This window comes from Actinomadura sp. NTSP31 (genome assembly GCF_041951385.1).
Lineage (GTDB): Bacteria > Actinomycetota > Actinomycetes > Streptosporangiales > Streptosporangiaceae > Spirillospora > Spirillospora napierensis.
Genome location: NZ_JBGNUT010000002.1, coordinates 321,044 through 342,868, shown reverse-complemented (window position 1 = coordinate 342,868; position 21,825 = coordinate 321,044). Strand labels below are relative to the sequence as shown.

19 protein-coding genes are annotated in these 21,825 nt (G+C 73.3%); 7 read left to right on the top strand and 12 right to left on the bottom strand.

Annotated elements, in window-relative coordinates; translation table 11 throughout:
• The first annotated feature begins 14 nt into the window (after window positions 1-14).
• Window positions 15-557 carry a methylated-DNA--[protein]-cysteine S-methyltransferase gene (locus ACA514_RS04415; RefSeq protein ID WP_375039674.1) on the top strand — a complete coding sequence of 181 codons (543 nt, stop codon included), beginning with the start codon at window positions 15-17 and terminating at the stop codon, window positions 555-557.
• 76 nt (window positions 558-633) lie between these two features.
• On the opposite strand, the gene ACA514_RS04410 is transcribed toward ACA514_RS04415, so the two are convergent.
• The 6 genes from ACA514_RS04410 to ACA514_RS04385 form a co-directional block, all read right to left on the bottom strand.
• Window positions 634-1,548 (bottom strand): oxidoreductase, encoded by a 915-nt coding sequence (locus tag ACA514_RS04410; RefSeq protein ID WP_375039673.1) that lies wholly within the window; start codon window positions 1,546-1,548, stop codon window positions 634-636.
• A gap of 86 nt (window positions 1,549-1,634) precedes the next feature.
• The gene (locus ACA514_RS04405; protein ID WP_375039672.1) at window positions 1,635-2,123 is read right to left on the bottom strand and encodes a glutathione peroxidase; all 489 of its coding nucleotides are present in this window, start codon (window positions 2,121-2,123) and stop codon (window positions 1,635-1,637) included.
• 63 nt (window positions 2,124-2,186) lie between these two features.
• Window positions 2,187-2,348: a hypothetical protein gene (locus ACA514_RS04400; RefSeq protein WP_285917825.1), complete on the bottom strand. Its 162-nt coding sequence runs from the start codon at window positions 2,346-2,348 to the stop codon at window positions 2,187-2,189.
• A 171-nt stretch (window positions 2,349-2,519) separates the two neighbouring features.
• Window positions 2,520-2,678: a hypothetical protein gene (locus ACA514_RS04395; RefSeq protein ID WP_344268455.1), complete on the bottom strand. Its 159-nt coding sequence runs from the start codon at window positions 2,676-2,678 to the stop codon at window positions 2,520-2,522.
• Window positions 2,679-2,800: 122 nt separating this feature from the next.
• Window positions 2,801-3,097, bottom strand: a complete 297-nt coding sequence (locus tag ACA514_RS04390; RefSeq protein WP_344268457.1) for a hypothetical protein — start codon at window positions 3,095-3,097, stop codon at window positions 2,801-2,803.
• Between the two features lie 55 nt (window positions 3,098-3,152).
• Window positions 3,153-4,313 (bottom strand): LCP family protein, encoded by a 1,161-nt coding sequence (locus tag ACA514_RS04385; RefSeq protein WP_375039671.1) that lies wholly within the window; start codon window positions 4,311-4,313, stop codon window positions 3,153-3,155.
• Window positions 4,314-4,575: 262 nt separating this feature from the next.
• Here ACA514_RS04385 and ACA514_RS04380 point away from each other — a divergent pair, with 262 nt between their 5' ends.
• On the top strand, window positions 4,576-6,516 hold the full coding sequence (locus tag ACA514_RS04380; protein WP_375039670.1) for an ABC transporter ATP-binding protein: 1,941 nt from the start codon (window positions 4,576-4,578) through the stop codon (window positions 6,514-6,516).
• A gap of 64 nt (window positions 6,517-6,580) precedes the next feature.
• On the opposite strand, the gene ACA514_RS04375 is transcribed toward ACA514_RS04380, so the two are convergent.
• Window positions 6,581-10,189 (bottom strand): AAA family ATPase, encoded by a 3,609-nt coding sequence (locus ACA514_RS04375; protein WP_375039669.1) that lies wholly within the window; start codon window positions 10,187-10,189, stop codon window positions 6,581-6,583.
• Between the two features lie 154 nt (window positions 10,190-10,343).
• Here ACA514_RS04375 and ACA514_RS04370 point away from each other — a divergent pair, with 154 nt between their 5' ends.
• Window positions 10,344-10,784, top strand: a complete 441-nt coding sequence (locus tag ACA514_RS04370) for an STAS domain-containing protein (RefSeq protein WP_375039668.1) — start codon at window positions 10,344-10,346, stop codon at window positions 10,782-10,784.
• Here the strand turns inward: ACA514_RS04370 and ACA514_RS04365 are convergent.
• From ACA514_RS04365 to ACA514_RS04345, 5 genes are all read right to left on the bottom strand, one after another.
• Window positions 10,781-11,578 (bottom strand): SGNH/GDSL hydrolase family protein, encoded by a 798-nt coding sequence (locus ACA514_RS04365; protein WP_375039667.1) that lies wholly within the window; start codon window positions 11,576-11,578, stop codon window positions 10,781-10,783. The genes ACA514_RS04370 and ACA514_RS04365 overlap by 4 nt on opposite strands.
• Before the next feature lie 138 nt (window positions 11,579-11,716).
• Window positions 11,717-12,334, bottom strand: coding sequence for an ATP/GTP-binding protein (locus ACA514_RS04360; protein WP_344268580.1), 618 nt, complete (start codon window positions 12,332-12,334; stop codon window positions 11,717-11,719).
• Between the two features lie 40 nt (window positions 12,335-12,374).
• Window positions 12,375-12,821 (bottom strand): DUF742 domain-containing protein, encoded by a 447-nt coding sequence (locus ACA514_RS04355; protein WP_375039666.1) that lies wholly within the window; start codon window positions 12,819-12,821, stop codon window positions 12,375-12,377.
• A gap of 30 nt (window positions 12,822-12,851) precedes the next feature.
• Window positions 12,852-13,301 carry a roadblock/LC7 domain-containing protein gene (locus ACA514_RS04350; protein ID WP_375039665.1) on the bottom strand — a complete coding sequence of 150 codons (450 nt, stop codon included), beginning with the start codon at window positions 13,299-13,301 and terminating at the stop codon, window positions 12,852-12,854.
• The gene (locus tag ACA514_RS04345) at window positions 13,298-16,777 is read right to left on the bottom strand and encodes a nitrate- and nitrite sensing domain-containing protein (RefSeq protein WP_375039664.1); all 3,480 of its coding nucleotides are present in this window, start codon (window positions 16,775-16,777) and stop codon (window positions 13,298-13,300) included. The genes ACA514_RS04350 and ACA514_RS04345 overlap by 4 nt, the downstream gene beginning before the upstream one ends.
• A 785-nt stretch (window positions 16,778-17,562) precedes the next feature.
• Here ACA514_RS04345 and ACA514_RS04340 point away from each other — a divergent pair.
• The 4 genes from ACA514_RS04340 to mdlC are packed head-to-tail and all read left to right on the top strand — an operon-like array spanning window position 17,563 to window position 21,823.
• Complete coding sequence (locus ACA514_RS04340) at window positions 17,563-18,543, top strand: ABC transporter substrate-binding protein (RefSeq protein WP_375039663.1); 981 nt, start codon at window positions 17,563-17,565, stop codon at window positions 18,541-18,543.
• A gap of 21 nt (window positions 18,544-18,564) precedes the next feature.
• Window positions 18,565-19,374: an ABC transporter permease gene (locus ACA514_RS04335; protein WP_375039662.1), complete on the top strand. Its 810-nt coding sequence runs from the start codon at window positions 18,565-18,567 to the stop codon at window positions 19,372-19,374.
• The gene (locus tag ACA514_RS04330; protein WP_375039661.1) at window positions 19,371-20,219 is read left to right on the top strand and encodes an ABC transporter permease; all 849 of its coding nucleotides are present in this window, start codon (window positions 19,371-19,373) and stop codon (window positions 20,217-20,219) included. The genes ACA514_RS04335 and ACA514_RS04330 overlap by 4 nt, the downstream gene beginning before the upstream one ends.
• Entirely contained in the window at window positions 20,216-21,823 is a 1,608-nt protein-coding gene (gene mdlC / locus ACA514_RS04325) for a benzoylformate decarboxylase (RefSeq protein WP_375039660.1), read from the top strand. Before ACA514_RS04330 ends, mdlC begins: the two co-directional genes overlap by 4 nt.
• Window positions 21,824-21,825: the final 2 nt, after the last annotated feature.

Here is a 21,825-nt window from a genome sequence, read left to right as displayed (position 1 = left end):
GGGAGCACCCGACGATGACCGAGACCCTCGCGTTCGGCACGGTCGACACCGTGCTGGGGCGGCTGCTCGTGAGCGAGACCGAGACGGGGATCGTGTCGCTGGACTTCCGCGACACCCCCGCCGCGCGCGAGCGGGCCGCCCGCAAGACCGGCCTGCCCGTCGTGGACGCGCCCGGCCGGCTCGACCCGGCGCTCGCGGCGCTGCGCGACTACTTCGCCGGCGACCTGAAGACGTTCGAGCTGCCGATCGACTGGCGGCTGACGGGCGACGTCCAGCGGCAGGTGCTGAGCACGCTGTACGACACCGTCCCCTACGGGCGGACGGTCACCTACGGCGAGCTGGGCGACCGCAGCGAGACCGGCGTCCACGCCCAGGTCATCGGGCAGGTGATGGGGAGCAACCCGATCCCGCTGATCGTCCCGTGCCACCGGGTCGTCGCCTCGAACGGGCTCGGCGGCTACAGCGGCGGCTCCGGCGTCGAGGTGAAGCGCTGGCTGCTCACCCTCGAAGGCGCCCTCCCCGCCACCCTCGACTGGGACCTCACCCGCGCCCCGTGACCTCCCGCCGGCGCGGCCCGGTGAGCACGGCGGGATCGAACGCGACCTCGAACGGCCCGGCGAGCCGCCCGGTCGGTTAGGCGGGGGTGGGGGTGTAGGTGATGCCGGTGAGGGACTCGGAGGTCTGCCAGAGGCGGTCGCCGAGGCCGGGCTTGGCGGCCTGGGGCGGCGTGACGACCTTGACGGGGCTGCCGCGGAACTGCAGGACCCGGGGGCCGTAGCAGGCGCCGCCCTCGGCGTCCGGCGCGACGGCGGCGTAGAGGGACGGCAGGGCGCCGGCGGCGGCCGGCTGGGCGACCACGGCGTTGGCGAGGCCCATGGCCTTCTGCGCGACCGCGTTGCCGGTCATCTTCGGGCCGGCCTCCTGGAGGTTGGTGGCGGCGTAGCCGGGGTGGGCCGCGACGCTGGTGACTTCGGGGACGCGGCGGTCCAGCTCGCGGGCGAAGACGAGGTTGGCGAGCTTGGCCTGGCCGTAGGCGCCCCACTTGCTGTAGCGGCGCTCCCCCTGCAGGTCGTCGAAGCGGAACCGGCCGCTCCAGGCGGCTCCGGAGGTCACCGTGACGACCCGGGCGGACGCGGCGCCGCGCAGCGCGGGCAGCAGCAGGCCGGTGAGCGCGAAGTGCCCGAGGTGGTTCGTGCCGAACTGCATCTCGAAGCCGTCGGCGGTGGTGCGGCGCGGGAGCGCCATGACGCCCGCGTTGTTGACCAGGATGTCGAGCGGCGCGTCGCCGTACCGGGACGCGAACGCGCGCACCGACGCCAGGTCGGCGAGGTCGAGGGCGCCGAGGGTCAGGTCGGCGCCGGGCGCGGCGGCCCTGATCCGGTCGAAGGCGGCCTGGCCGCGTTCGGCGCTGCGGCAGGCCAGCACGACGGCCGCGCCGTGCCGGGCCAGCTGCAGGGCGGTGTGGTAGCCAATGCCGCTGTTGGCCCCGGTGACGATCGCCCGCCGGCCGTGCAGATCGGGGATGTCGGCCGCCGTCCACCCGCTCATGGGCACCTCCACGTCATATCGCGACCTCACAAGTTAGACGCCCGATGCAATAGCGACAACCCGTGTGGCGCGAATCACACCGCCGGTCAGGCCGGGAGGTTCTTCTCGACGGCGGCGACGACGTCGGCGGACTCGGGCTCGGTCTGCGGGGCGAACCGGGCCGCGACCGCGCCGTCCGGGGCGATCAGGAACTTCTCGAAGTTCCACCGGATGTCGCCGGTGTGCCCCTCGGCGTCGGGGGTGCCGACGAGGCCCTCGTACAGCGCGTGCCGGCCGTCCCCGTTGACCTCGACCTTCTCGGTCATCGGGAAGGTGACCCCGTAGGTCGCCGAGCAGAACTCGGCGATCTCCTCGGAGCTGCCGGGCTCCTGGCCCATGAACTGGTTGCACGGCACGCCGAGGACGGTGAAGCCGCGCCCGGCGAACCGCTCCTGCAGCCGCTCCAGGCCGGCGTACTGCGGGGTCAGGCCGCACTTGGAGGCGACGTTGACGACGAGCACGGCCTTGCCCCGGTACTGTCCGAGGTCCGCCGACCCGCCCTGCAGACCCTGGATCTCCACGTCGAAGAAAGACATGTGGCCGATACTAGGCGATCACCCCGCCGCGGGCCGCGGGGACGCCCACCCGGACGCACCGGGTCACGGCGACAGGTCCAGGCTGGACACGAACGCGGCGACCTGGTCGCCGGCCCGTCCGAGCTGGGTGAACGCGTTGTTGACGAAACCGGCCGCGTCCCGGGGTGAGCTCAGGAGGTAAAAGATGACGAAGGCGATGGCCACATAGCGGAGGTTCTTCTTCATCCGTACGCCGTCCCTGTTGTAGCGCAGCGACACATTGACCCGATCCAATGATGCCCAGCCGCGTCTTCTCGCAAAGCAGGATTTTACTGTGGCGTGACGGGCAGTGCTTGGTCACCGCGCGCGAAGACGGGCCCCGTACCCGCCGCGGGCACGGGGCCTGAGGAGCGTCCGCTAGGTGGAGATGGCGTTCATGAAGTGCGACACCGATACGGCCGCATTCCCGAGCCCGCTCAGCGCGTTGTTGACCAGGCCCGCAGCCCCCTCCGGCTTGCTGATGACGTACCACGCCACAAAGGCGAGAGAGCCCACCTTCAGATGTTTCTTGTTCACTACAACCACCCTCTGCGGTCAGATGCCTACAGAGAGTAGTGCCCAAGGGGGGGTGCAGGGAGATCAAGCGAAGGTAAAGACAAGGTCATGTCCGCTTGGCCCGGACGGGGCGCGGACGCCGCTCAGCCGGCGCGGCCGGCGAGGTACTCGATGTAGAAGGGCCGGAGGGCGTCGGCGACGTCGCCCTCGCCCGCGTGCGTGAACTCGCGCAGCAGCGACAGCCCGTGGAACAGATCGAACTCCGCGCGGTCGACCTCGCCGGTGGCCGCCGCGGCCGCCGGGATGGCGCGCAGCAGATCCCACAGGAAGCCGACGTCGCGGCGCTCCTTGGCCAGGTCCATCGCACGGTCGTGGAGTTCCTTGGACGACAGCGCCGACAGGTCGTCCACCTCTTCGCCCTCGGGCGTCACATCCGCCATGCCCCGACTCTAACCAAGCCGGGCCCGCGACCGGCGGCGCGGACGGGCCCGGGTCTCACTTCTGCACGAGGTCGGACGGGATGGGCTGCCCCTGCTTGAGGGCGCCGAACAGCTTCGCCGCCTTCGTCCTGTCCCAGGTGATGTAGGAGCCGACGCTCGGCGAGGACCCGGTTCCGCCGACCGGGACGGTGGTCGTCACGCCGCCGTTGCTGACGCCGCGCATCGCCCACATCATCCGCGCCAGGTCGTACAGGTGGTCGCCGTCGTCCACCAGGAAGTTGCTGGTGGAGTGGAGGGCGAGCGGGACGCTGCGGAACGGGTTGAGGAGCGTCGCGGGGCTGGAGGCCTTCTTCATCAGCGCGCCGAAGAACTGCCGCTGGTGCTCGACGCGCTCCAGGTCGGCGCGGGCGTAGTGGCGGCTCCGGACGTAGCCGAGCGCGTCGCTGCCCTTGAGGTTCTGGCAGCCGGCCTTGAGGTCGATGCCCGCCTTCGGGTCCTTGAGGTCCTCCTTGACGCAGATGTTGACGCCGCCGACGGCGTCCACCACGCCCACGAACCCGTTGAACCCGATCTCGGCGTAGTGGTCGATGTGGACGCCGGTGGCCTTCTCCACGGTCTGCGCGAGCAGCTTGGGCCCGCCGAAGGCGAACGCCGCGTTCAGCTTGTTCGAGCCGTGCCCGGGGATCGGGACGTAGGAGTCGCGCGGGAGGCTGACGAGGGACGTGCCGCCGGCGCCGTAGTGCATCAGCATCATCGAGTCGGTGCGCCGCCCGGCCGCGTAGCCGGTGTGGAGCTTCTTCTGGGCCGACTTGTCCAGGCCCTTGCGGCTGTCGGAGCCGACGATCAGCCAGTTGGTGCCGGGCGTGTCGCCGACCCGCCCCGCGTAGTCGACCAGGACCGACTCCCGCTCGAGCCGCGAGTCGAGGTAGAAGTAGCCGCCGACGACCAGCAGGACCAGGACGGCGGCGAGCACGCCGAGGATCCGGGGCCAGCGGCGCCGCCGGCGCCGCCGCGCGGGCGGCCCGCCCGCCGGGCCGTCCGGGTACACCCGGCCTCCGGCGAGCTGGTCGCCCGAGTACGGCTCGTCGTAGGGGTCGCCGTAGGCCTCGCGCCCGTAGGCGGCGTGCGGGTGCTCCGCGCGTACGGAGTGTTGCCTGTCGCGGGCCACGCCGTCGTCCTTCCTACGCGCCCAACCCTCGGGCCAGCCATCGGTCATGCCGTAGACCTTAGACAAAGCGGCGGCGTGCCGCGTCCATCCGGCGCATGATTGTCCACAGCTCCAAATCACCACGCTATGTGACATATGAAGCGGACAACGTCCCCCTAAAGGCGCACACTGCCCTTCGGCGGTACATACGTGCGGAGGGCGGCGCATGGGCGCGGTACTACGTTTTGCCGAAAAGATCCTCCTTCTGGCGGGCAAGCGGCACCTCCCGCCCGCGAAACGCACGGACCCGGACGACCGGCCCGATCGCGAAATGCCGGAGCTCTCGGCGCACGTCTGGCATGCCAGGGACGGCGAGCTCGCCGAGACCGGGCTGGGCACCGTCGCGCGGCGGCTCCCGGCGGTGATCGCGCAGGCGGCCGGGCTGGCCTGGCGGGCGAGCCGCGCGGACACGGTCGCGACGGTCTCCCTCAACGTCGCGGCCGGGATGTTCACCGCGTTCGGGCTGCTCGCCACGACCGGCGTGCTCACCGCGCTGTTCAGCGCCGGGCCGACGCCCGGCCGGGTCCGCGACGCGCTGCCGTCGCTGGCGCTCGTCGCCGCCTCGGCGGCGCTGCGGTCCGGGCTCCAGGCCGCCGCCGGCTGGACGCAGGCCCGGCTGGAACCGCAGGTCCAGCGGCTGGTCGAGCTGCGGCTCTACGAGGCCACCACGGCCGCGCACCTGACCGCGCTCGACGACTCCACGTTCCTGGACGACCTCCAGCGCGCCGAGACCCGCGGCATGAACGCCGCGCCGCAGGTCGTCCAGCACGCCGTGGACGTCCTGACCGGCACCGTCGGCATGGCCGCCGCCGCGGGCACCCTCGGCGTGCTGCACCCGCTGCTGCTCCCGCTGCTCCTGCTGACCGCGGTGCCGGAGGGCTGGGCGTCGGTGCGCAGCGCCCGGATGCGCTACGCGACGATGCTCGCGCTGGTCGGCGTGGCCCGCCGCAAGTGGATCCTGTCCGGCCTGATGACCGAGCGGCGGCACGCCGCCGAGGTCCGCGCGTTCACCATGCGGCCGTTCCTGCTCGCCGAGTACGACCGGTTCGCCGCCCACCAGCGCCGCGTCGAGCTCGACCTGGCCCGCCGGCAGACCTACGTGAAGATCACCGGGGACGTGCTGAAGGGCGTCGCGACCGCCGGCGTCTACATCGCGCTCGGGCTGATGCTGTGGCGGGGCTGGGTGCCGCTCGCGGTCGCCGGCACCGCCGTCCTGGCGATCAGGAGCGGGCAGACGTCCCTGGCCAACCTCGTGTTCGCGGTGAACCAGTGCTACGAGGAGGGCCTGTACTTCGGCGACTACCTGGCCTTCTGCGACGCCGCCGAGGCCAGGATCCCGCACCGCGCCCTCCCGCCGCGCGGCCCCGACCTGCCTACCGACCTGCCCGCCGGCCTGCCCGCCGCGTTCGCCCGGATCCGGGTCCGCGACGTCACCTTCACCTACCCCGGCTCGGACGCCCCGTCGCTCCGCGGCGTCTCGCTGGAGATGCGCCGCGGCGAGGTCGTCGCGCTCGTCGGCGAGAACGGATCCGGCAAAACGACCCTCTCCCGGATCATGGCCGGCCTCTACGACCCCGACCACGGCGAGGTCCTCTGGGACGACGTCCCCCTCACCGCCGTCCCGCCGCACGAGGTGTGGAGCCGCGTCGCCGTCATCGCGCAGGAGTACACCCACTGGCCCATGACCGCCCGGCAGAACATCACCATGGGCCGCGGGCCGCGGCACCGCACCGGCGAACCGGAGGACCCCGGCGTGCTCGCCGCCGCCCGCGCGTCCGGCGCCGAGGAGGTCGTCGCGGACCTGTCCCGCGGCTACGACACCCTCCTGGACCGCCGCTTCGAGGGCGGCGCCGAGCTGTCCGGCGGCCAGTGGCAGCGGCTCGCCGTGGCCCGCGGCTTCTACCGGGACGCCCCGCTGCTGATCTGCGACGAGCCCACCGCCAGCCTCGACGCCCGCGCCGAGCACCTGCTGTTCGACCGGATCCGCGACCACGCCGCCGGGCGCACCGTCCTGCTCATCACCCACCGCCTCGCCAGCGTCCGCTTCGCCGACCGCATCTACGTCCTGGAGCGCGGCAAGGTCATCGAGGAGGGCGACCACGCCGCCCTCATGGCGCAGGGCGGCCTCTACGCCGACCTCTACACCCTCCAGTCCCGCGCTTATCTGCCCAGGGGGGACGACCCCCCTGGAACCTCCCGTCGCGGTCGGTAGGCCGTTTCCCGCTCCGCTGGCGCTCCACGTGCCCGCCCGTGACCGGGTGTCGAGGTCGTGCGTGTCAGAGGTAGGGGCCGAATCTGTTGGGGTCGGTGTCGGCCGGGGGGCTCTCGGGGAGGTCCTCGGGGCGGAGGAGGCGGATCTCGGCCGGGTCGGTGGCGGCGGGGTCCTCGTCGTGGGCGGCGGTGATGCGCTGCGCCTGGCGGGAGATCGCGGCGTCCAGCAGGTTGCGGACGAGGCGGGCGTTGCCGAAGGAGGAGCCGCGCGGCTGGGCGGCGACGAGCCGGCGCAGCGCGGCGGGCACGCCGGCGGCGAGGGTGAAGCCGGCCGTCGCCGCCATCAGCTCGAAGATCGTGACCAGCTCGTCGTCGGAGTAGTCGGGGAAGCGCAGGATCTGCGGGAAGCGCGACTCCAGGCCGGGGTTGGACTTCAGGAAGCGCTCCATCTCCGCGTCGTAGCCGGCCACGATGACGACCAGGTCGGCGCGGTGCTCCTCCATGAGCCGCAGCAGCTCGGCGATCGCCTCGTGGCCGAAGTCGCGCTGGTCGCCGCCGCCCGCCGAGGTCAGCGCGTACGCCTCGTCGATGAACAGCACGCCGCCGAGGGCCCGCTCGACCGCGGCGCGCACCCGCGGGGCGGTCTGCCCGATGAACTCGGCGACGAGGTCGGCGCGGGTCACCTCGACCAGGTGCCCGGACGAGAGCAGGCCGAGCCGCGCGTAGACGGCCGCGATCAGCCGGGCGATGGTCGTCTTCGCGGTGCCCGGGTTGCCCATGAACACCATGTGCCGGGTCGGGACGGTCAGCGGCACGCCGGCGTCGCGGCGCATCTGCTCGGCGCGGACCTCGGCGACCAGCGCGTCCACCTGCCGCTTGATGTCCTTGAGGCCGATCAGCCGGCCGATCTCGCCGAGCGGGTCGGCCGAGACGTCCCCGCCGCCGCGGCCGAGGGTGTCCGGGACGTCCTCGGGCAGGATCTCGTCGAGCGACTCGGTCTCGTCGACGATCCCGTCGGCGAGCACGCGGCGGCCCTGCATCGCCACCGCCCGGTCCAGCAGGTGGATCATGATGCGGGCGTTGCCGAAGCCGTGGTCGCGCGGCGCGGCCTGGGCCAGCGCCCGCACCTTGTCCAGCACGCCGGGGGCGGGCGTGAACCCGCCGTCGGCGGCCTTGGCGGCGAAGACCTGCACCAGCTCGTCGTCGGTGAGGTCGGGGAAGGGCACGGTCCGGGGGAACAGCGCGGCGAGGTCGGGATGGGACTTCAGCAGCCCGTTCATCTCCGCCTGCGGCCCGGTGAGCACCACCACGAGGTCGTCGGTGTGCGCCTGGACGGTGGTCAGCAGCACGTCCAGGACCTCCCGGCCGCGCGCGGCGTCCACGGCCGCCGCGACGAACGCGTGCGCGTCCCGGACGACCAGGACGCCGCCGAGCGCCTGCTCCACGGCGCGGCGCACCCGCAGCACGCTCTCGCTGGCGTACTCGCCGAGCAGGTCGGCGCGCTCGACCTCCACCATGTGCCCGGACGACAGGACGCCGAGCCCGGCGTAGATCCGGCCGAGGATCCGCGCGACCTTCGTCTTGCCGGTGCCCGGGTTGCCGGTGAAGACCAGGTTCCGCGGGCGGGCGGCGAGCGCCATCCCCGCCTCGCGGCGCAGCCGGGCCGCCTTGGCCTCGGCGACCAGCGCGTCCACCTCCCGCTTGACCGGCGCGATCCCGGCGCAGGCGGCGAGCTCGGCGAACGGGTCGGTCTCGGCGGGACGGCCCGGGATGAGCCGCTGCGGCAGGTCCGCGGCGGTGACCTCCGGGTCGCCGCCGCCGGCGCGGGCCCGCGCGGACGCGACGCACTGCGCCGCGGTGTGCTCGGCCAGCCGCGCGCCGCGCAGGTTCAGCAGCGGCGGCGTGCGGCTGAGCAGGACCCCGGCGGTCGCGGCGACGTCGGCGGGCACCGCGGCGCCGCGGGCCAGCACGGCCCGGGTGAACAGCTCGGCGAAGTCGCCGTCGGCGAAGTCGTGCGTGCGGGCCACGTCGAAGGCCCGGACGAGCGCCGGGTTGGCGTCGAAGAGCCGCCGGTCGCCGCCCGTGCGGCACAGCGCGACGACGTCGAGGCGCGGCGAGCGGGCCATGAGCCGGCGCAGTTCCTCGACCGCCGCCGCGCCGCACCGCTCGTAGGTGACCAGCCGCTCCAGGTCGTCGATGACCAGCAGCATCCGGCCCTCGACGCAGTCGCGGACGCGGGCCTGGAGCCAGAGGGCGGCGTCGCTCACGCTCAGCGAGGCGAACACCTGGTCGGAGATCCACAGCGCCTCGCGCACGGCGCCGCCCGCGGCGAGCCGCCGTTCCAGCAGCTCGGCGGCGGTCCCCTTGCCGGTGCCCTCCGGCCCGGCGATCAGCAGCCGGACGGGCCGCTCCCCCGCGAGCCGCGCCGCGAGCGCGTCCTGCACCGCCCGCGCCAGCTCCGGCTGCCCGACCAGCGCGTCGTCGGGGGCCTCGGCGGGGGCGGGCGAGTCCTCCGGGCGGGTCTCGCCCGGCGCGTCCGGGGCGAACACGGCGACCAGCGGGTTGGCGACGCGGCGCGCCGCGAACAACCGTCGCAGATCGGACTGGAACGGGCGCACCGGGACGCGGCAGCGCGGGCTCGTCGCCGCGTCCGGCAGGCCCTGCACCGCGCCGGTGATCCGGACCGCCATGTCCAGCCAGGCCCGCGCCGCGTCCGCCTCGCCGGCGACCAGTCCCCGCGCGAGCCAGGCGCGCACGTCCTGCTGCCACGCCTCGACGGAGAACCCGCCGCGGACGGCGCGGAACCGTTCCTCCAGCGCCTGGTAGCGGTCGATCCCCAGCGCGACCGACAGCTCCGCGGGGACGGACGTCGCCTCGGCCGCCAGCAGCACCTTGGCCAGTGCGGCGTCCGCGCCGTCGCCGTCCAGGACGGCCTCCGCCAAGCGCGCGTGCGCGGCGTCCAGTCCCTCGCACGCCCAGCCGAGGTATCCGACGGGCCCGGACAGCTCCGGCAGGGCCGCCAGCTCCTCGTCGGTCAGGCCGGCGGCCCACAGCTCCTCCAGCCGCTCCTGCGGGACGGTCAGGTCCAGCTCGAGCAGCTCCGGGTCGGCGGCCCGCCGGTCGAACAGGCCCATCAGCGCCCGGCGGCGCCGCTCCAGCGGCTCCAGGCCGTCGAAGACGTCGAGCCCGTCGCGGGCCAGGGTCAGCATCGCGGTGCGCAGCTCGCGGTCGTCACCGGCCGGCTCGGGCAGCCACAGGCCCGGCGGGCGCCACCGCCCGCCCTGGGTGAACCACGCGGCCGGATCGCGGACGGCCGGCTCCGGCGTGGCCAGGAAGTCCGACAGCACCTCGTAGTCGACGTCCCCGCGCGACCCGCCGCGCACCGCCGACGCGCCGAGCAGGAACGTCAGCAGCGACCACTGCTCGGCGCCCGCCGCGCTCGTCCCCTCGCCGTAGAAGTCGCTCAGCCGCCGCGACAGCAGCGCCGCCCGCGGGTCGGCGTTGTAGGCGACCGCCCGCTCCCGCATCCGCTCGTAAAGCCCGTCGGGCACGCGCCATGGTCCGTGGGCGTACACGTCGAGCACGGGCTCCTCGGTGAGCAGCAGCTCGAGATGGTCCGGCAGCCGGGGGGAACGCACCTGGTCCTTCTCCTCTGCGGCGGGGGGCGACGTCACGTCTGGCAAGCACCCTACGACCCGGCGCGATCACGCACACCCCGTCGCGCCGGGTTGGCACACGGCCTCTCCTCGGCGATAGTTGTCATATGGAAAACGTCTGCCCGGGCACCCGTGCCGGCGGACGCCTGCTGACAGGAGGGGGAACCCCCCGGTGCCACCGCTTGAAGTGACCGCCCGCTCGCACGCCGGCCGCGCCGTCGTGCGGCTGCGCGGCGAGCTCGATATCGCCGGCTCGGACGAGCTGCGCCGGCGCCTGGACGCCGCGCGCCGCGAGCACGGCGACCACCTCATCCTCGACCTCGCGGATCTGGAGTTCATGGACTCCCAGGGCCTGTCGGTCATCGTCGGCTGCTACAAGGCGGCCACGGCCGCCGGGGGCAGCCTCACCCTGGCCGGCCCCCGTCCCATCGTCCGCCGCACCCTGGAGATCACCGGACTGCACCGCCGCATCCCCGTCCAGGCGACGCTCGAGGCGGCCCTGTCGGCGGACGACCGCGCGGCCGCCCCGAACCCCGCCCGCGAGCTCGACCGGGGGGACGAGCCCCCGGGCCCCCCGGCCGCGCGGCACGGGTCCTCCCGGCCCGCCCGCTAGCGTTCGCCGAGCTCCGTGAGAGCCGGGCGCTTGGGGGCGCGGCCGTCGCCGGAGGACCGGCCGGTGGCCCGGCGGCCGATCCACGGGAGGAGGTAGGCGCGGGCCCAGTGCAGGTCCTCGCGGCGCGAGGAGAGCCAGTCGGCGGGCTCGGGGGGCGGCCACGGCTCGCGCCAGTCCTCCTTCACCGGGACGCCGATGACGCCGGCGACGAACAGCGCCATGCGGCGGTGCCCCTCGGGCGACAGGTGCAGCCGGTCCTCGTACCAGGCGCGCGGGTCGTTGAAGATCCGCAGCGACCACAGGTCGACGACCGAGCAGCCGCGGCGGTCGGCGATGGCGCGCAGGTGCATGTTGTAGGTGGCGGCCTTGCCGCGGATGCGGCCGCCGGTGCGCATCCCGCGGGTGTCGAAGCCGGTGAAGACCACCACGCGGGAGCCGGTGGCGCGCAGCCGCCGGACGGCGTCGTCGAAGACGACCGCGAGCGCGTCCGGGTCGGCGCCGGGCCGGATCATGTCGTTGCCGCCCGCGCAGAACGTCACGAGGTCGGGCGCGAGCTCGACGGCCCGCGGGACCTGCTCGTCCACGATCTGCCGGACGAGCTTGCCGCGCACCGCGAGGTTGGCGTAGCGCAGGCCCGGGCCGTGCTCGGCCAGATGCTCGGCGAGCCGGTCGGCCCAGCCGCGGAAACGGTCGTTCTCGCCGGGGTAGGGATCGTTCAGGCCCTCGGTGAAGCTGTCGCCGATGGCCACGTACGTACGGATCTTCTCCAGTTCGTCCATCGCAAGCCCTGGCATTCGTTCAATGTCGGTCACGTCGGACAATCATGCATCGTGCACACAATCTACGCGACCGTAACCACGGGCGGTGTGGGACATCCGACACCGGCCGGCCAGGGCGGGGGCGGCGGAGCCGGCCCGGGATCCGGGCCGGCGTCAGGTCCAGCTCGGCGACGCCGAGCCCAGCTGGCCGCCGGGGGCGGCGGGCGGCGCGGGCGCGGCGGCCTGCGCGCCGACGCCGTGCACCGACATCGCGTGCTGCACCAGCGTGATCAGCACCTGCTTGGTGGACTCGCGGCTGCGCGCGTCGCACTGCACGATCGGCACGTGCGCGCTGATCGACAGCGCGTCGCGGATGTCCTCGACCGCGTACTGGAACTCGCCGTGGAACCCGTTGACGCCCACCACGAACGGCAGGCCGAGCTCCTCGAAGTAGTCGACCGCCGCGAAGCAGTCCTCCAGCCGCCGGGTGTCGACCAGCACGACCGCGCCGATCGCGCCGCGCACCAGGTCGTCCCACATGAACCAGAAGCGGTGCTGCCCCGGGGTGCCGAACAGGTACAGGATCAGCTCGCTGTCCAGCGACACGCGGCCGAAGTCCATCGCGACCGTGGTGGTCGTCTTGTCCGGGACGGCCGACAGGTCGTCCACGTCGGCGCTGGCCGCGGTCATCACCGCCTCGGTGGTGAGCGGCATGATCTCCGAGACCGACCCGACGAAGGTGGTCTTGCCGACGCCGAACCCGCCGCCGACGACGATCTTTACCGAGGTCAGCTCGGCCTCGGGTCCGTGCGGCCCCGGGGGCGGGACCTGGTCAGAGCTTCCGAAGGCCACTGAGCACCCTTTCTAGCAAGCGGAGGTCCGGCTGGCCGCCGGCCGTCGTGGGGGTCGACTGGTGCAGGCGCAGGAGCCCTTCCATGGCCATGTCCGCGACGAGCACGCGGGCCACGCCCAGCGGCATCCGCAGCAGCGCGGACACCTCGGCCACCGAGCGGGCCGACCGGCACAGGTCCATGATCGCCCGGTACTCCGGGGTCAGCATGGACACATCGCGCGGCGGGTAGGGCGCGGCGGTGACCAGCGCCTCGATCGCCAGGTCGTAGCGCGGCTTGGTGCGCCCGCCGGTCACCGCGTACGGGCGCACCAGCGAGCTGGTGTCGCCCTCGTCCCGCCCGGCCGGCCTGTCCTGCACCGAGCGCGGCTCACCGGACCAGCGCCCCGGCACCCCCGGACCGCCTCCGAAGGGACTGCCTCGATCCATGTCGCCGACCTCCGTCAGAGTCAGTCACGGTCAAAAGCGGGCGGGCCCGGCGCCCATCTCGGTCACCGAGGGGCCGCCGTAGGGCTGCTGCTGCTCCTGCGCGCGCAGCGCCGGGGTCAGCACCCGGCCCACCCGCTCCACCAGCAGCGTCATCTCGTACGCGACGAGCCCGAGGTCGCAGTCGGGCGCCGCCAGCACCGCGAACACCGACCCGTTCGCGATCGACATGACGAACAGCAGGCCGCGGTCCATCTCCACGACCGTCTGGTTCACACCGCCCGCGTCGAAGATCTTCGCCGCGCCCTGGGTCAGGCTCATCAACCCCGAGGCGATCGCCGAGAGCTGGTCCGCCCGCTCGGGCGGGAAGCCCGAGGAGTAGGCCATCGGCAATCCGTCGGAGGAGACCACGACGGCGTGCGCGACCTTCGCGACACGGTCCGCGAAGTTCGTCACCAACCAGTTGAGATCCTGCCCGCTCACCGGGTGCCTCCTGTCTCGCCGTCACCCTGTGACGGCACCTCACCTGACGTGCCGCCGCCCCGCGCCTCGTTGCGGCCCCGATGGACGCCGCGCTGCAGGCTCGCGAAACGGTTGCGCACGACGTCGGCCGACTGGCCGGACGCTTGCTGGTCCTGGACGGGCCCGCCGGGGCGCGGCACCGGCTGCGTCCGTCCCGCGGCCGCCGGCGGCTGCGCCGCCGGCTGGGGCGGCCCGCCCGCGGCGGCCGGGGTGCGGCCCACCGCCCCGGGAATGCGGTTCTTTCCGGGGACGCGCTTGGGCAGCCCGACCTGCGTGCGGCTGCTCGCGACGGGCTCGCGGGCGGCCTCGGCCGCACGGAAGCCCTCGTCCGCCGGAGACTCCCAGCCCTTGACCGGATCCTCGCCCACGTCCCCTCCCGTCCGGCGCTGGAACCATTCCGACTGCATCGCGTCGAAGATCGGCGAACGCTCCGGCACGCGCGGCCGCCGGGGCCCGGCGGACGCGGCCGGCGGCGCCTGCCGCGCGGCGGGAGCGGGCTGCTCGTAGCCGCCCTGCTCGTAGCCGTTCGATTCGTAGCCGCCCTGGTCGTAGCCGCCCTGGTCGTAGCCGCCCTGCTCGTAACCGCCCTGGTCGTAGCCGTTCCGCTCGTAGCCGTTCTGCTCGTAGCCGGACGGGTCGGCGCCGCGGTGCTCCGGGACGGCGTCCCGGGGCCGCTGCGGCTCTCCCCCGCCGCGCCTGCCGGCGGGCGCCCCGTTGCGGGAGCCGTCGCCCCGCGGCCCGGCCTCCCCGGGGACCTGCTCGAGCGGCCCGGTCTCCCAGGGGATCTGCTGGCGCCGGGCGCCCGGCTCGGGCACCACGGGCTGGGCCTCCGGGACCACGGGCAGCGGACCGGTGCGCCGGTCGGCCGCGTCGCGGAACCCGTTGGCCGGGGGCTGCTGCGTCCGCTCGCTCGGGGGCTCGAACACGTTGTCCCGCGGCCCGTTGTCGGCCTGCCGGCCGCGCAGCTGGGCGCCGGGACGCCGGACGGGCAGGTCGCGCGGCGCCGGCCGGTCGCCGGGGACGCCGTACGGGTCGTCCGGCGGCGCGGCGTCCGCGGGCTCGCGCGGGGGCGGCGGCACCGCGGGCAGCGGGCCGGTGTTCGGGAACGCGGCGTGCGCCCCCGTGCCGGCCGCGTGCGCCCCGGTTCCGGCGGCGGGGGTCAGCGGCCCGGTCGAGAGGGGCGACTGCCCCCCGGTGCCGTCGGCCGGCGGGTAGGGCGCGCCCATCGCCGGCTGCGGCCCGGTGGCGCCGCGCAGCGGCCGCAGCGGACCGGTGTGGCCGACCATCGGGTTGCCGCCGGTGCCCGCGCCGAGCCCGGCGGCGGTACCGAAGTCGTCCTGGCGGAACGCGCCGCTCGAACCGGCGGAGGGCGGTTCGGCCCCCGTCGTGGTGAGCGCGGCGAGCTGGCCGTGGGCGCCGCTGTCGCGGGCGCCGAGGCCGCGCGCGCCGACGCCGACGCCGGCGGGCTCGCCCGGGGTGACCGCCGCGTCCGGCAGCACGACGAACGCGGTGAGCCCGCCGCCCTGCGCGGCCCGCAGTTCGACCCGGATGCCGTGCCGGACGGCCAGGCGGCCGACCACGAACAGGCCCATGCGCCGGGCGGCGGAGAAGTCGATGACGGGCGGGTTCGCCAGCCGCCAGTTCGCCTGCTCCAGCTCCTCCGGCGACATCCCGACGCCGTTGTCGGTGATCTGCAGCATGGAGCCGCCGCCGCTGAGCAGCTGCCCGGAGACGGTGACCTTGGTGTGCTCGGAGGAGAACACCAGGGCGTTCTCCACCAGCTCGGCCAGCAGGTGGACGAGGTCGTTGACGACGGGCCCGGCGACGGTCATGTCGCCCTGGACGCGCAGCGCCACCCGCTCGTACTGCTCGACCTCCGACAGCGAGGCGCGGACGACGTCGATCAGCGGGACGGGCTTGTTCCACCGGCGGGCCTGCTCCTGGCCGCCGAGGACCAGCAGGTTCTCGCAGTTGCGGCGCATGCGGGTGGCGAGGTGGTCCAGGCGGAAGAGGCTGCCGAGCTGCTCCTCGTCGCGCTCGCTCTGCTCCAGCTCCTCGATCAGCTTCAGCTGCCGCTCGATCAGCGACTGGCTGCGCCGCGACAGGTTGACGAACATCGCGTTGATGTTGCCGCGCAGCACGGCCTCGTCGGCCGCCAGCCGGACCGCCTCGCGGTGGACCTCGTCGAAGGCGCGCGCGACCTGGCCGATCTCGTCGGTGGAGTCGATCTCGATCGGGGCGACCTCGATGCCGCCGGCGGCCGCCTCGGGGTCGCGCAGCCGGTCGACCAGCCCGGGCAGCCGGGTGCTGGCGACCTCCAGCGCGCCGGACTGCAGCCGGCGCAGCGGGCGCACCAGCGACCGGGCCATCACGATGGTGATCAGCAGCACGATGACCAGCAGCACGGCGACGAGCGCCGAGTCGAGGATCGTCGCGTTGCGCGCGGACGTGCCCTGCTCGTCGCTGTGCGCGCGGATCTCGGCGGCGAGCCGCTGCTCGACCTGGCGCATCTGGTCGACCATCGAGGTCATCGCGGTGCGCATCGTCTTGGCCGCGCGGGTGGAGCGCAGCGCACTCGGCAGCACGCCGCCGTTCGCGCCGGCCGCCGCGATCACCCGCTGCCGCACGTCACGGGCCTGGTCGATCTTGGGACCGACGACGGTGTCCTCGTACCGCTGGGTCTGCTCCAGGGACGCGGAGTCACGGAAGGCGGCGAGCTCGCTGTCCTCCTGCGCGCGCGCCGCGGTGAGCTGGTTCAGCTCGTCGGTGACGAGCCGTCCCTCCCGCGCGCCGATGAGCAGGATGGCGCGCTCGCGGGAGACGGCCTCCTTCGCGCGGGCCAGCGCGCCGAGCGCCCGGCTGGACTCCGCGAGCCGGTCGTCGGCGACGTTCTGCGAGATCCCGTCCAGGACGGCGATCATCTCCTGCGCGGAGTCGGTGTACTTCTGCAGGACGATGAAGGCCGGGACCTTGGTCCCGGTCACCAGGGAGCGCAGCGCCTTGACGCCGTCGAGCCGGCTGTCGACCCCGGTGGCGTCGCGGACGGCCTCGGACCCGTAGGAGCCGCCGATGCGGGACGCGGCCGTGCGCACCGGCACGACCTGCGCGTCGGTCCGCCGCTGCTGGGCCTGCAGGGCCGGCTGCATGGAGGCCGGCCGGCCGGCGGTGATGTACTCGACGGCCTCGTCGCGCTCCGCGGTGAACTCCTGGACGAACTGGGCGATGCCCTCGCCGAGCTCCGCCATGTGCTCGACGCGGCCGTAGCTCTGCGCCTTCCCGACCGAGTCGAAGATCCGCAGGCCGGCCAGCACGACGGCGGCGAGCGTGGGGACCAGGATCAGCACGATCAGGCGCTGCGGGACCCGCCAGTTGCGCAGGCGGAGCCGCCCGCCCGGTCGCGGCGGGCGCTCTGGCCGTGCCGGCTGGTCCGACCGCACCTCGACGTCACCAGGCCGAGCACGGTCGCGACCCACGTCGCTTGGTTGCATCCGCCGTCAACACCCTCTCCCTCACGATGCCGCACACACTCCGTAGCCCCATCGGCGCGAAGGGTTAAAGCAACATCGTCTCCACCTCCGGCGCACGACATTGCAGCACATCCACGGATAGGCCGCAAAGGACCATATGCGAGACCATAGGGACCAATGCGGCAATCGTAGGTTCATGCCTATATGTCCGTTTCCGCGAGTATGGAATGTCACTCTCCGCGCCCGGACGTTCTGTAATTGGGCAATCGCATACCGTAACCTCACCTGTTCCTCCCGCGCCCATCCCCCGATCGGGCCGCCCCGCCCGACCGGCGTCCCACGACCCGCTCACACTCCGCATTCGACTGGCGATGGATTGTCACAACAAGCGCGGGAACCCCGTAAAACAAGGGGAATGCGGCGCTTATTCGACGCCATATCGAACGCCATGCGGAACGCCTACCCGGCGGTAGGGCCGGTCCGCCGCGAGCCCGCCGATCCGGCCCCCGGCCACCGTCCCCACCAGCGGAGACACCCTCCGCCCGGCGCCGGCCGCCGGCCTTCGCCAGGACACAAGAGAGTCACGCAATTCGGAGCCAAACCCCCCAAGACGCCTAGTCCGCGATACTCTCCCGACGCACGTGATCTTCAGGCGCGGCGGGAGTGGTGGCTGCAGTCGTTCCCCCTGGCTCACATGCCCTGCTTTGCCCGATCCCTGCCGAAGCAACTTCCCCCTGTTGAGTTAAGGAGTGCCCATGCGGCAATCCAGACGTCTTTTCGCGCTGCTCAGCGCCCTCGCCCTGGTCGCGTCCCTCACCGCCGCCTGCGGAGACTCGGACGACTCGGGCGGCGGCAACGGACTCGAGAAGAAGACCGTGACGGTCGCCGCCCTGCCGCTCGTGGACAGCGCCGCCGTCTACATCGCGCAGAAGGAGAAGCTCTTCCAGAAGGAGGGGCTGGACGTCAAGATCAAGCCGATCGCGCAGAGCACCCTGGCCCTGCCCGCGCTCTCCAAGGGCGAGGTCGACGTCATCTCCGGCGCCAACTACGTCTCGTTCCTGCAGGCCAACGAGAAGGGCGCGCTCAAGCTGAGCATCCTGGCCGAGGGCACCACCATGACCTCGCACATGATGGACGTGCTGGTCATGCCCAAGTCCTCGATCAAGTCCCCCAAGGACCTGGAGGGCAAGAAGGTCGCGGTCAACATCCTGAACAACATCCAGTCGCTCACGCTGGACGCGATCCTCAAGGCCAACAACGCCGACCCGTCGAAGGTCAAGTACGTCCAGGTGCCCTTCCCGCAGATGGCCACCGCCCTGGAGAAGGGGCAGGTCGACGCCATCCACACCGTGGAGCCCTTCTCCTCCGACACCGAGAAGAAGCTCGGCGCGCGGGTCGCCGTCGACGGCGGCACCGAGCCGATCACCGACACCCCGATCAGCGGCTACGTCAGCACGCAGGACTTCGTCAAGAAGAACCCGAAGACGGCCGCGGCCTTCCAGCGCGCCATCATCGCGGCGCAGAAGATCGCGACCGGCGACCGCAAGCGCGTCGAGGAGGTGCTGCCGAGCTACTCCAAGATCGACGCCCAGGTGGCCAAGGTGATCACCATGCCCGGCTACTCGACCTCGCTGAACGCCACGCGCATGCAGCGGATCGTCGACCTGATGAGCACCGAGAAGCTGCTCCAGCAGAAGCCGGACCTGAAGACGATCCTCTTCCAGCCGACGTCGTGACGGCGGGACGCTGATTCACCCATGGCCAACCAGACGACGCCGCCCCGCGGCCTCTCGCGCCCCGGCAGGTGGGCGCGGGGGGCCGCCGGGGTGGCGGTCCTGTTCCTGGCGAGCGAGGCCCTCGGGCGGGCCGGCATCGTGGACCGTTCCTATCTGCCCCCCGCCTCCAGCATCACCGGCCGCGCGCTCGAACTGTTCGGCGACTCCACCTTCCTGTTCAACGTGCGGGTGACGCTCACCGCGTGGGCGCTCGGGATGCTCCTCGCCATCGCGATCTCCGTCCCGCTCGGGCTGCTGCTCGGCAGCGTCCCGGCGGTGAACACCGCGGTCCGCGCGATCGTGGAGTTCCTGCGGCCGATCCCCTCCGTCGCGCTGATCCCGCTGGCCGGGCTGGTGCTCGGCTCCGGGCTCAACATGGAGGTGCCGCTCATCGTCTACGCCTGCAGCTGGCCCATCCTGTTCAACACCATGTACGGACTGGACGACGTCGACCCCACGGCCAAGGAGACCCTGCGCAGCTTCGGGTTCGGCCGGCTCCAGGTGCTGCTGCGGGTCTCGCTGCCGAGCGCCGCCCCCTTCATCGCGACCGGCGTGCGGCTCGCCGCCTCGATCGCGCTCATCCTCGCCGTCGGCACCGAGATCCTCTCCGGCTTCGGCGACGGCCTCGGCATGTTCATCGCCCAGGCCGGCACCGCCCCCGACGGCTCCCGCGACGTCCTCGCCGGGACGCTGTGGGCCGGCTGCCTCGGCCTGGTCATCGACACCCTGCTGGTGCAGGCCGAGAACCGCGCGTTCCGCTGGCACAAGGCGCAAAGGAGTGGTGCATCGTGACGGCGGCGACCCTCAGCGCGCCCGCCGCCCGGCGCGGCGGGCGGGCCGGCCGGCTGGCCCGCGGGCTGCTGCACCGCTGGCTGCCCCTGGCCGTCCTCGTCGCCTGCTGGGAGGCGGCGACCCGCGCCTCCGACAGCCCGTTCTTCCCGCCGCCCTCGAAGATCGCCGAGCGGATGCGGGACCTGTGGTTCTCCGGCCCGCCGACCCACCTGTTCCTGAACGCCGAGGCCGGCGACTCCATCGCGCCCAGCCTGGCCCGGATGGCGTTCTCGCTGGCGGTGTGCGTCGTCGCCGGGGTCGTCCTCGGCATCGCGCTCGGCCGCTCGGAGCGCGTCCTCGCCTACCTGGAGCCGCTGCTGCAGTTCGCGCGGGTCATCCCGCCGCCCACCCTCGTGCCGGTGTTCATCGTGCTCTTCGAGTTCGGCACGCAGATGCAGGTGGCGTCCATCATCTTCAGCGCCATCTGGCCCATCCTGCTCAACACCGCCGACGGGGCGCGCAGCGTCGACCAGATGCAGATGGCCACGGCCGAGGCGTTCCGGCTGTCGGCGTTCGAGCGGATCAGGTTCGTCATCCTCCCCGCGTCGCTGCCGAAGATCTTCGCGGGGCTGCGGCTGGCGCTGTCGCTGTCGCTGATCCTCATGGTCTTCTCCGAGCTGCTCCCGGGCACGTCCGACGGCCTCGGCTTCGAGCTGACCAACGCGCAGAGCCAGTCCGACCTGCCGACCCTGTGGTCGGTGATCGTGCTGCTCGGCATCCTCGGCTACCTGCTCAACACGATTCTGCTCGCGGTGGAGCGGCGGGTCCTTCGCTGGCACCGCGGCGCGCGAAAGGCGGATCAATGACGACGGAGTTCACCGTCCGGGACGCGGTGTTCGACTTCTGCCGGAGGACCGGGATGACCACCGTCTTCGGCAACCCCGGCTCCACCGAGCTGCGGATGTTCCGCGACTTCCCGGCGGACTTCGACTACGTCCTCGGCCTCCAGGAGATCGTGGCGGTCGGCGCGGCCGCGGGCCACGCCCTCGCGAAGGGCACCGCGGCCCTCGTCAACCTGCACTCCGCGGGCGGCGTCGGGCACGCCCTCGGCGCGGTGTTCAACGCCTACCGCGACCGGATCCCGATGGTCATCGTCGCCGGGCAGCAGACCCGGGCGATGCTGCCGACCCGGCCGTTCCTCGGGGCGGACGAGCCCGAGACCTTCCCCCGCCCCTACGTGAAGTGGAGCAGGCAGACGGCGCGCGCCGAGGACGTCCCGGCCGCGTTCGCGGAGGCCTACCGGGTGGCGATGACCCCGCCGCGCGGCCCGGTCTTCCTGTCGGTGCCCGAGGACGACTGGGACCAGCCGGCCGAGCCGATCCCGCACCGGGAGGTGCGGACCGCGTTCGCGCCCGACCCCGCCGGGCTGCGGGAGACCGCCGAAGCGCTCAACGGCGCCGAGAGCCCCGTCATCGTCGTCGGGCACGGCGTGGAGGACGAGGACGCGACGTCCCTCGTGGTGGAGCTGGCCGAACGCGCCTGCGCGCCGGTGTGGATCAGCCCGCTGTCGGGGCGGTCCGGCTTCCCCGAGGACCACGCGCTGTTCCAGGGGTTCCTGCCGCCGGTCCGCGACCATCTCGCGGCGCGCCTGGAGGGGCACGACGTCGTCCTGGTGCTCGGCGCGCCGGTGTTCAACTACCACGTGCACAGCGAGGGCCCGTACATCCCGGAGGGCGCGCGGCTGTTCCACTTCGACTGCGACCCGTCGCAGACCGCGTGGGCGCCGGTCGGCACCAGCGTGCTCACCACCGTCCGCGCGGGTGTGGCGGGCCTGCTCGAACTGGTCGAGAAGGCCGACCGGCCGGTGCCCGGGCCGCGGGAGCGGCTCTCCCCGCCGCAGGTCTCCGACCCGATCGACGCCGCGCTGGTGATCGAGTCGCTGCGCGAGCGGCTGCCCGAGGACGCCGTCGTCGTGGAGGAGATCCCGAGCCACCGGGACATGTTCCACGCCCGGCTGCCGTTCGGCAGGCCCGGCTCGTTCCTCACCATGGGCAGCGGCGTCCTCGGCTGGAGCCTGCCGATGGGGGTCGGCCGCGCGCTCGCCTCCTCCGGCGAGCGGATCGTCTGCGTGCTCGGCGACGGCGCGATCATGTACTCGGTGCAGGCGCTGTGGACGGCCGTGCAGCGCCGGCTGCCGATGACGGTGATCGTCCTCGACAACGGCGGGTACGGCGCCATCAGGGGGCTCGGCCGGCGCATCGGCCTGGACTCGATCCCGGGCGCCGACATCTCCGGCATCGACTTCGTCACGCTCGCCCGGGGGCTCGGCTGCCCCGGCCGGGCGGTGGCCGGCGCCGCCGACGTGGACGCCGCGCTGGAAGAGGCCCTCGGCCACGACGGGCCCTTCATCGTCAGCGTGCGCGTTGCGGCCGATAACGCCGCAATGTACGACGAGCCCGAGGTACTGTGATC

Excerpts from the sequence above, each read along its gene's own strand:
- mdlC (WP_375039660.1), top strand. The coding sequence starts at position 20,216 with ATGACGACGGAGTTCACCGTCCGGGACGCGGTGTTCGACTTCTGCCGG.
- ACA514_RS04415 (WP_375039674.1), top strand. The coding sequence starts at position 15 with ATGACCGAGACCCTCGCGTTCGGCACGGTCGACACCGTGCTGGGGCGG.
- ACA514_RS04405 (WP_375039672.1), bottom strand. The coding sequence starts at position 2,123 with ATGTCTTTCTTCGACGTGGAGATCCAGGGTCTGCAGGGCGGGTCGGCG.
- ACA514_RS04355 (WP_375039666.1), bottom strand. The coding sequence starts at position 12,821 with ATGGATCGAGGCAGTCCCTTCGGAGGCGGTCCGGGGGTGCCGGGGCGC.
- ACA514_RS04340 (WP_375039663.1), top strand. The coding sequence starts at position 17,563 with ATGCGGCAATCCAGACGTCTTTTCGCGCTGCTCAGCGCCCTCGCCCTG.
- ACA514_RS04400 (WP_285917825.1), bottom strand. The coding sequence starts at position 2,348 with ATGAAGAAGAACCTCCGCTATGTGGCCATCGCCTTCGTCATCTTTTAC.
- ACA514_RS04380 (WP_375039670.1), top strand. The coding sequence starts at position 4,576 with ATGCCGGAGCTCTCGGCGCACGTCTGGCATGCCAGGGACGGCGAGCTC.
- ACA514_RS04385 (WP_375039671.1), bottom strand. The coding sequence starts at position 4,313 with ATGACCGATGGCTGGCCCGAGGGTTGGGCGCGTAGGAAGGACGACGGC.
- ACA514_RS04410 (WP_375039673.1), bottom strand. The coding sequence starts at position 1,548 with ATGAGCGGGTGGACGGCGGCCGACATCCCCGATCTGCACGGCCGGCGG.
- ACA514_RS04390 (WP_344268457.1), bottom strand. The coding sequence starts at position 3,097 with ATGGCGGATGTGACGCCCGAGGGCGAAGAGGTGGACGACCTGTCGGCG.
- ACA514_RS04335 (WP_375039662.1), top strand. The coding sequence starts at position 18,565 with ATGGCCAACCAGACGACGCCGCCCCGCGGCCTCTCGCGCCCCGGCAGG.
- ACA514_RS04365 (WP_375039667.1), bottom strand. The coding sequence starts at position 11,578 with ATGCCAGGGCTTGCGATGGACGAACTGGAGAAGATCCGTACGTACGTG.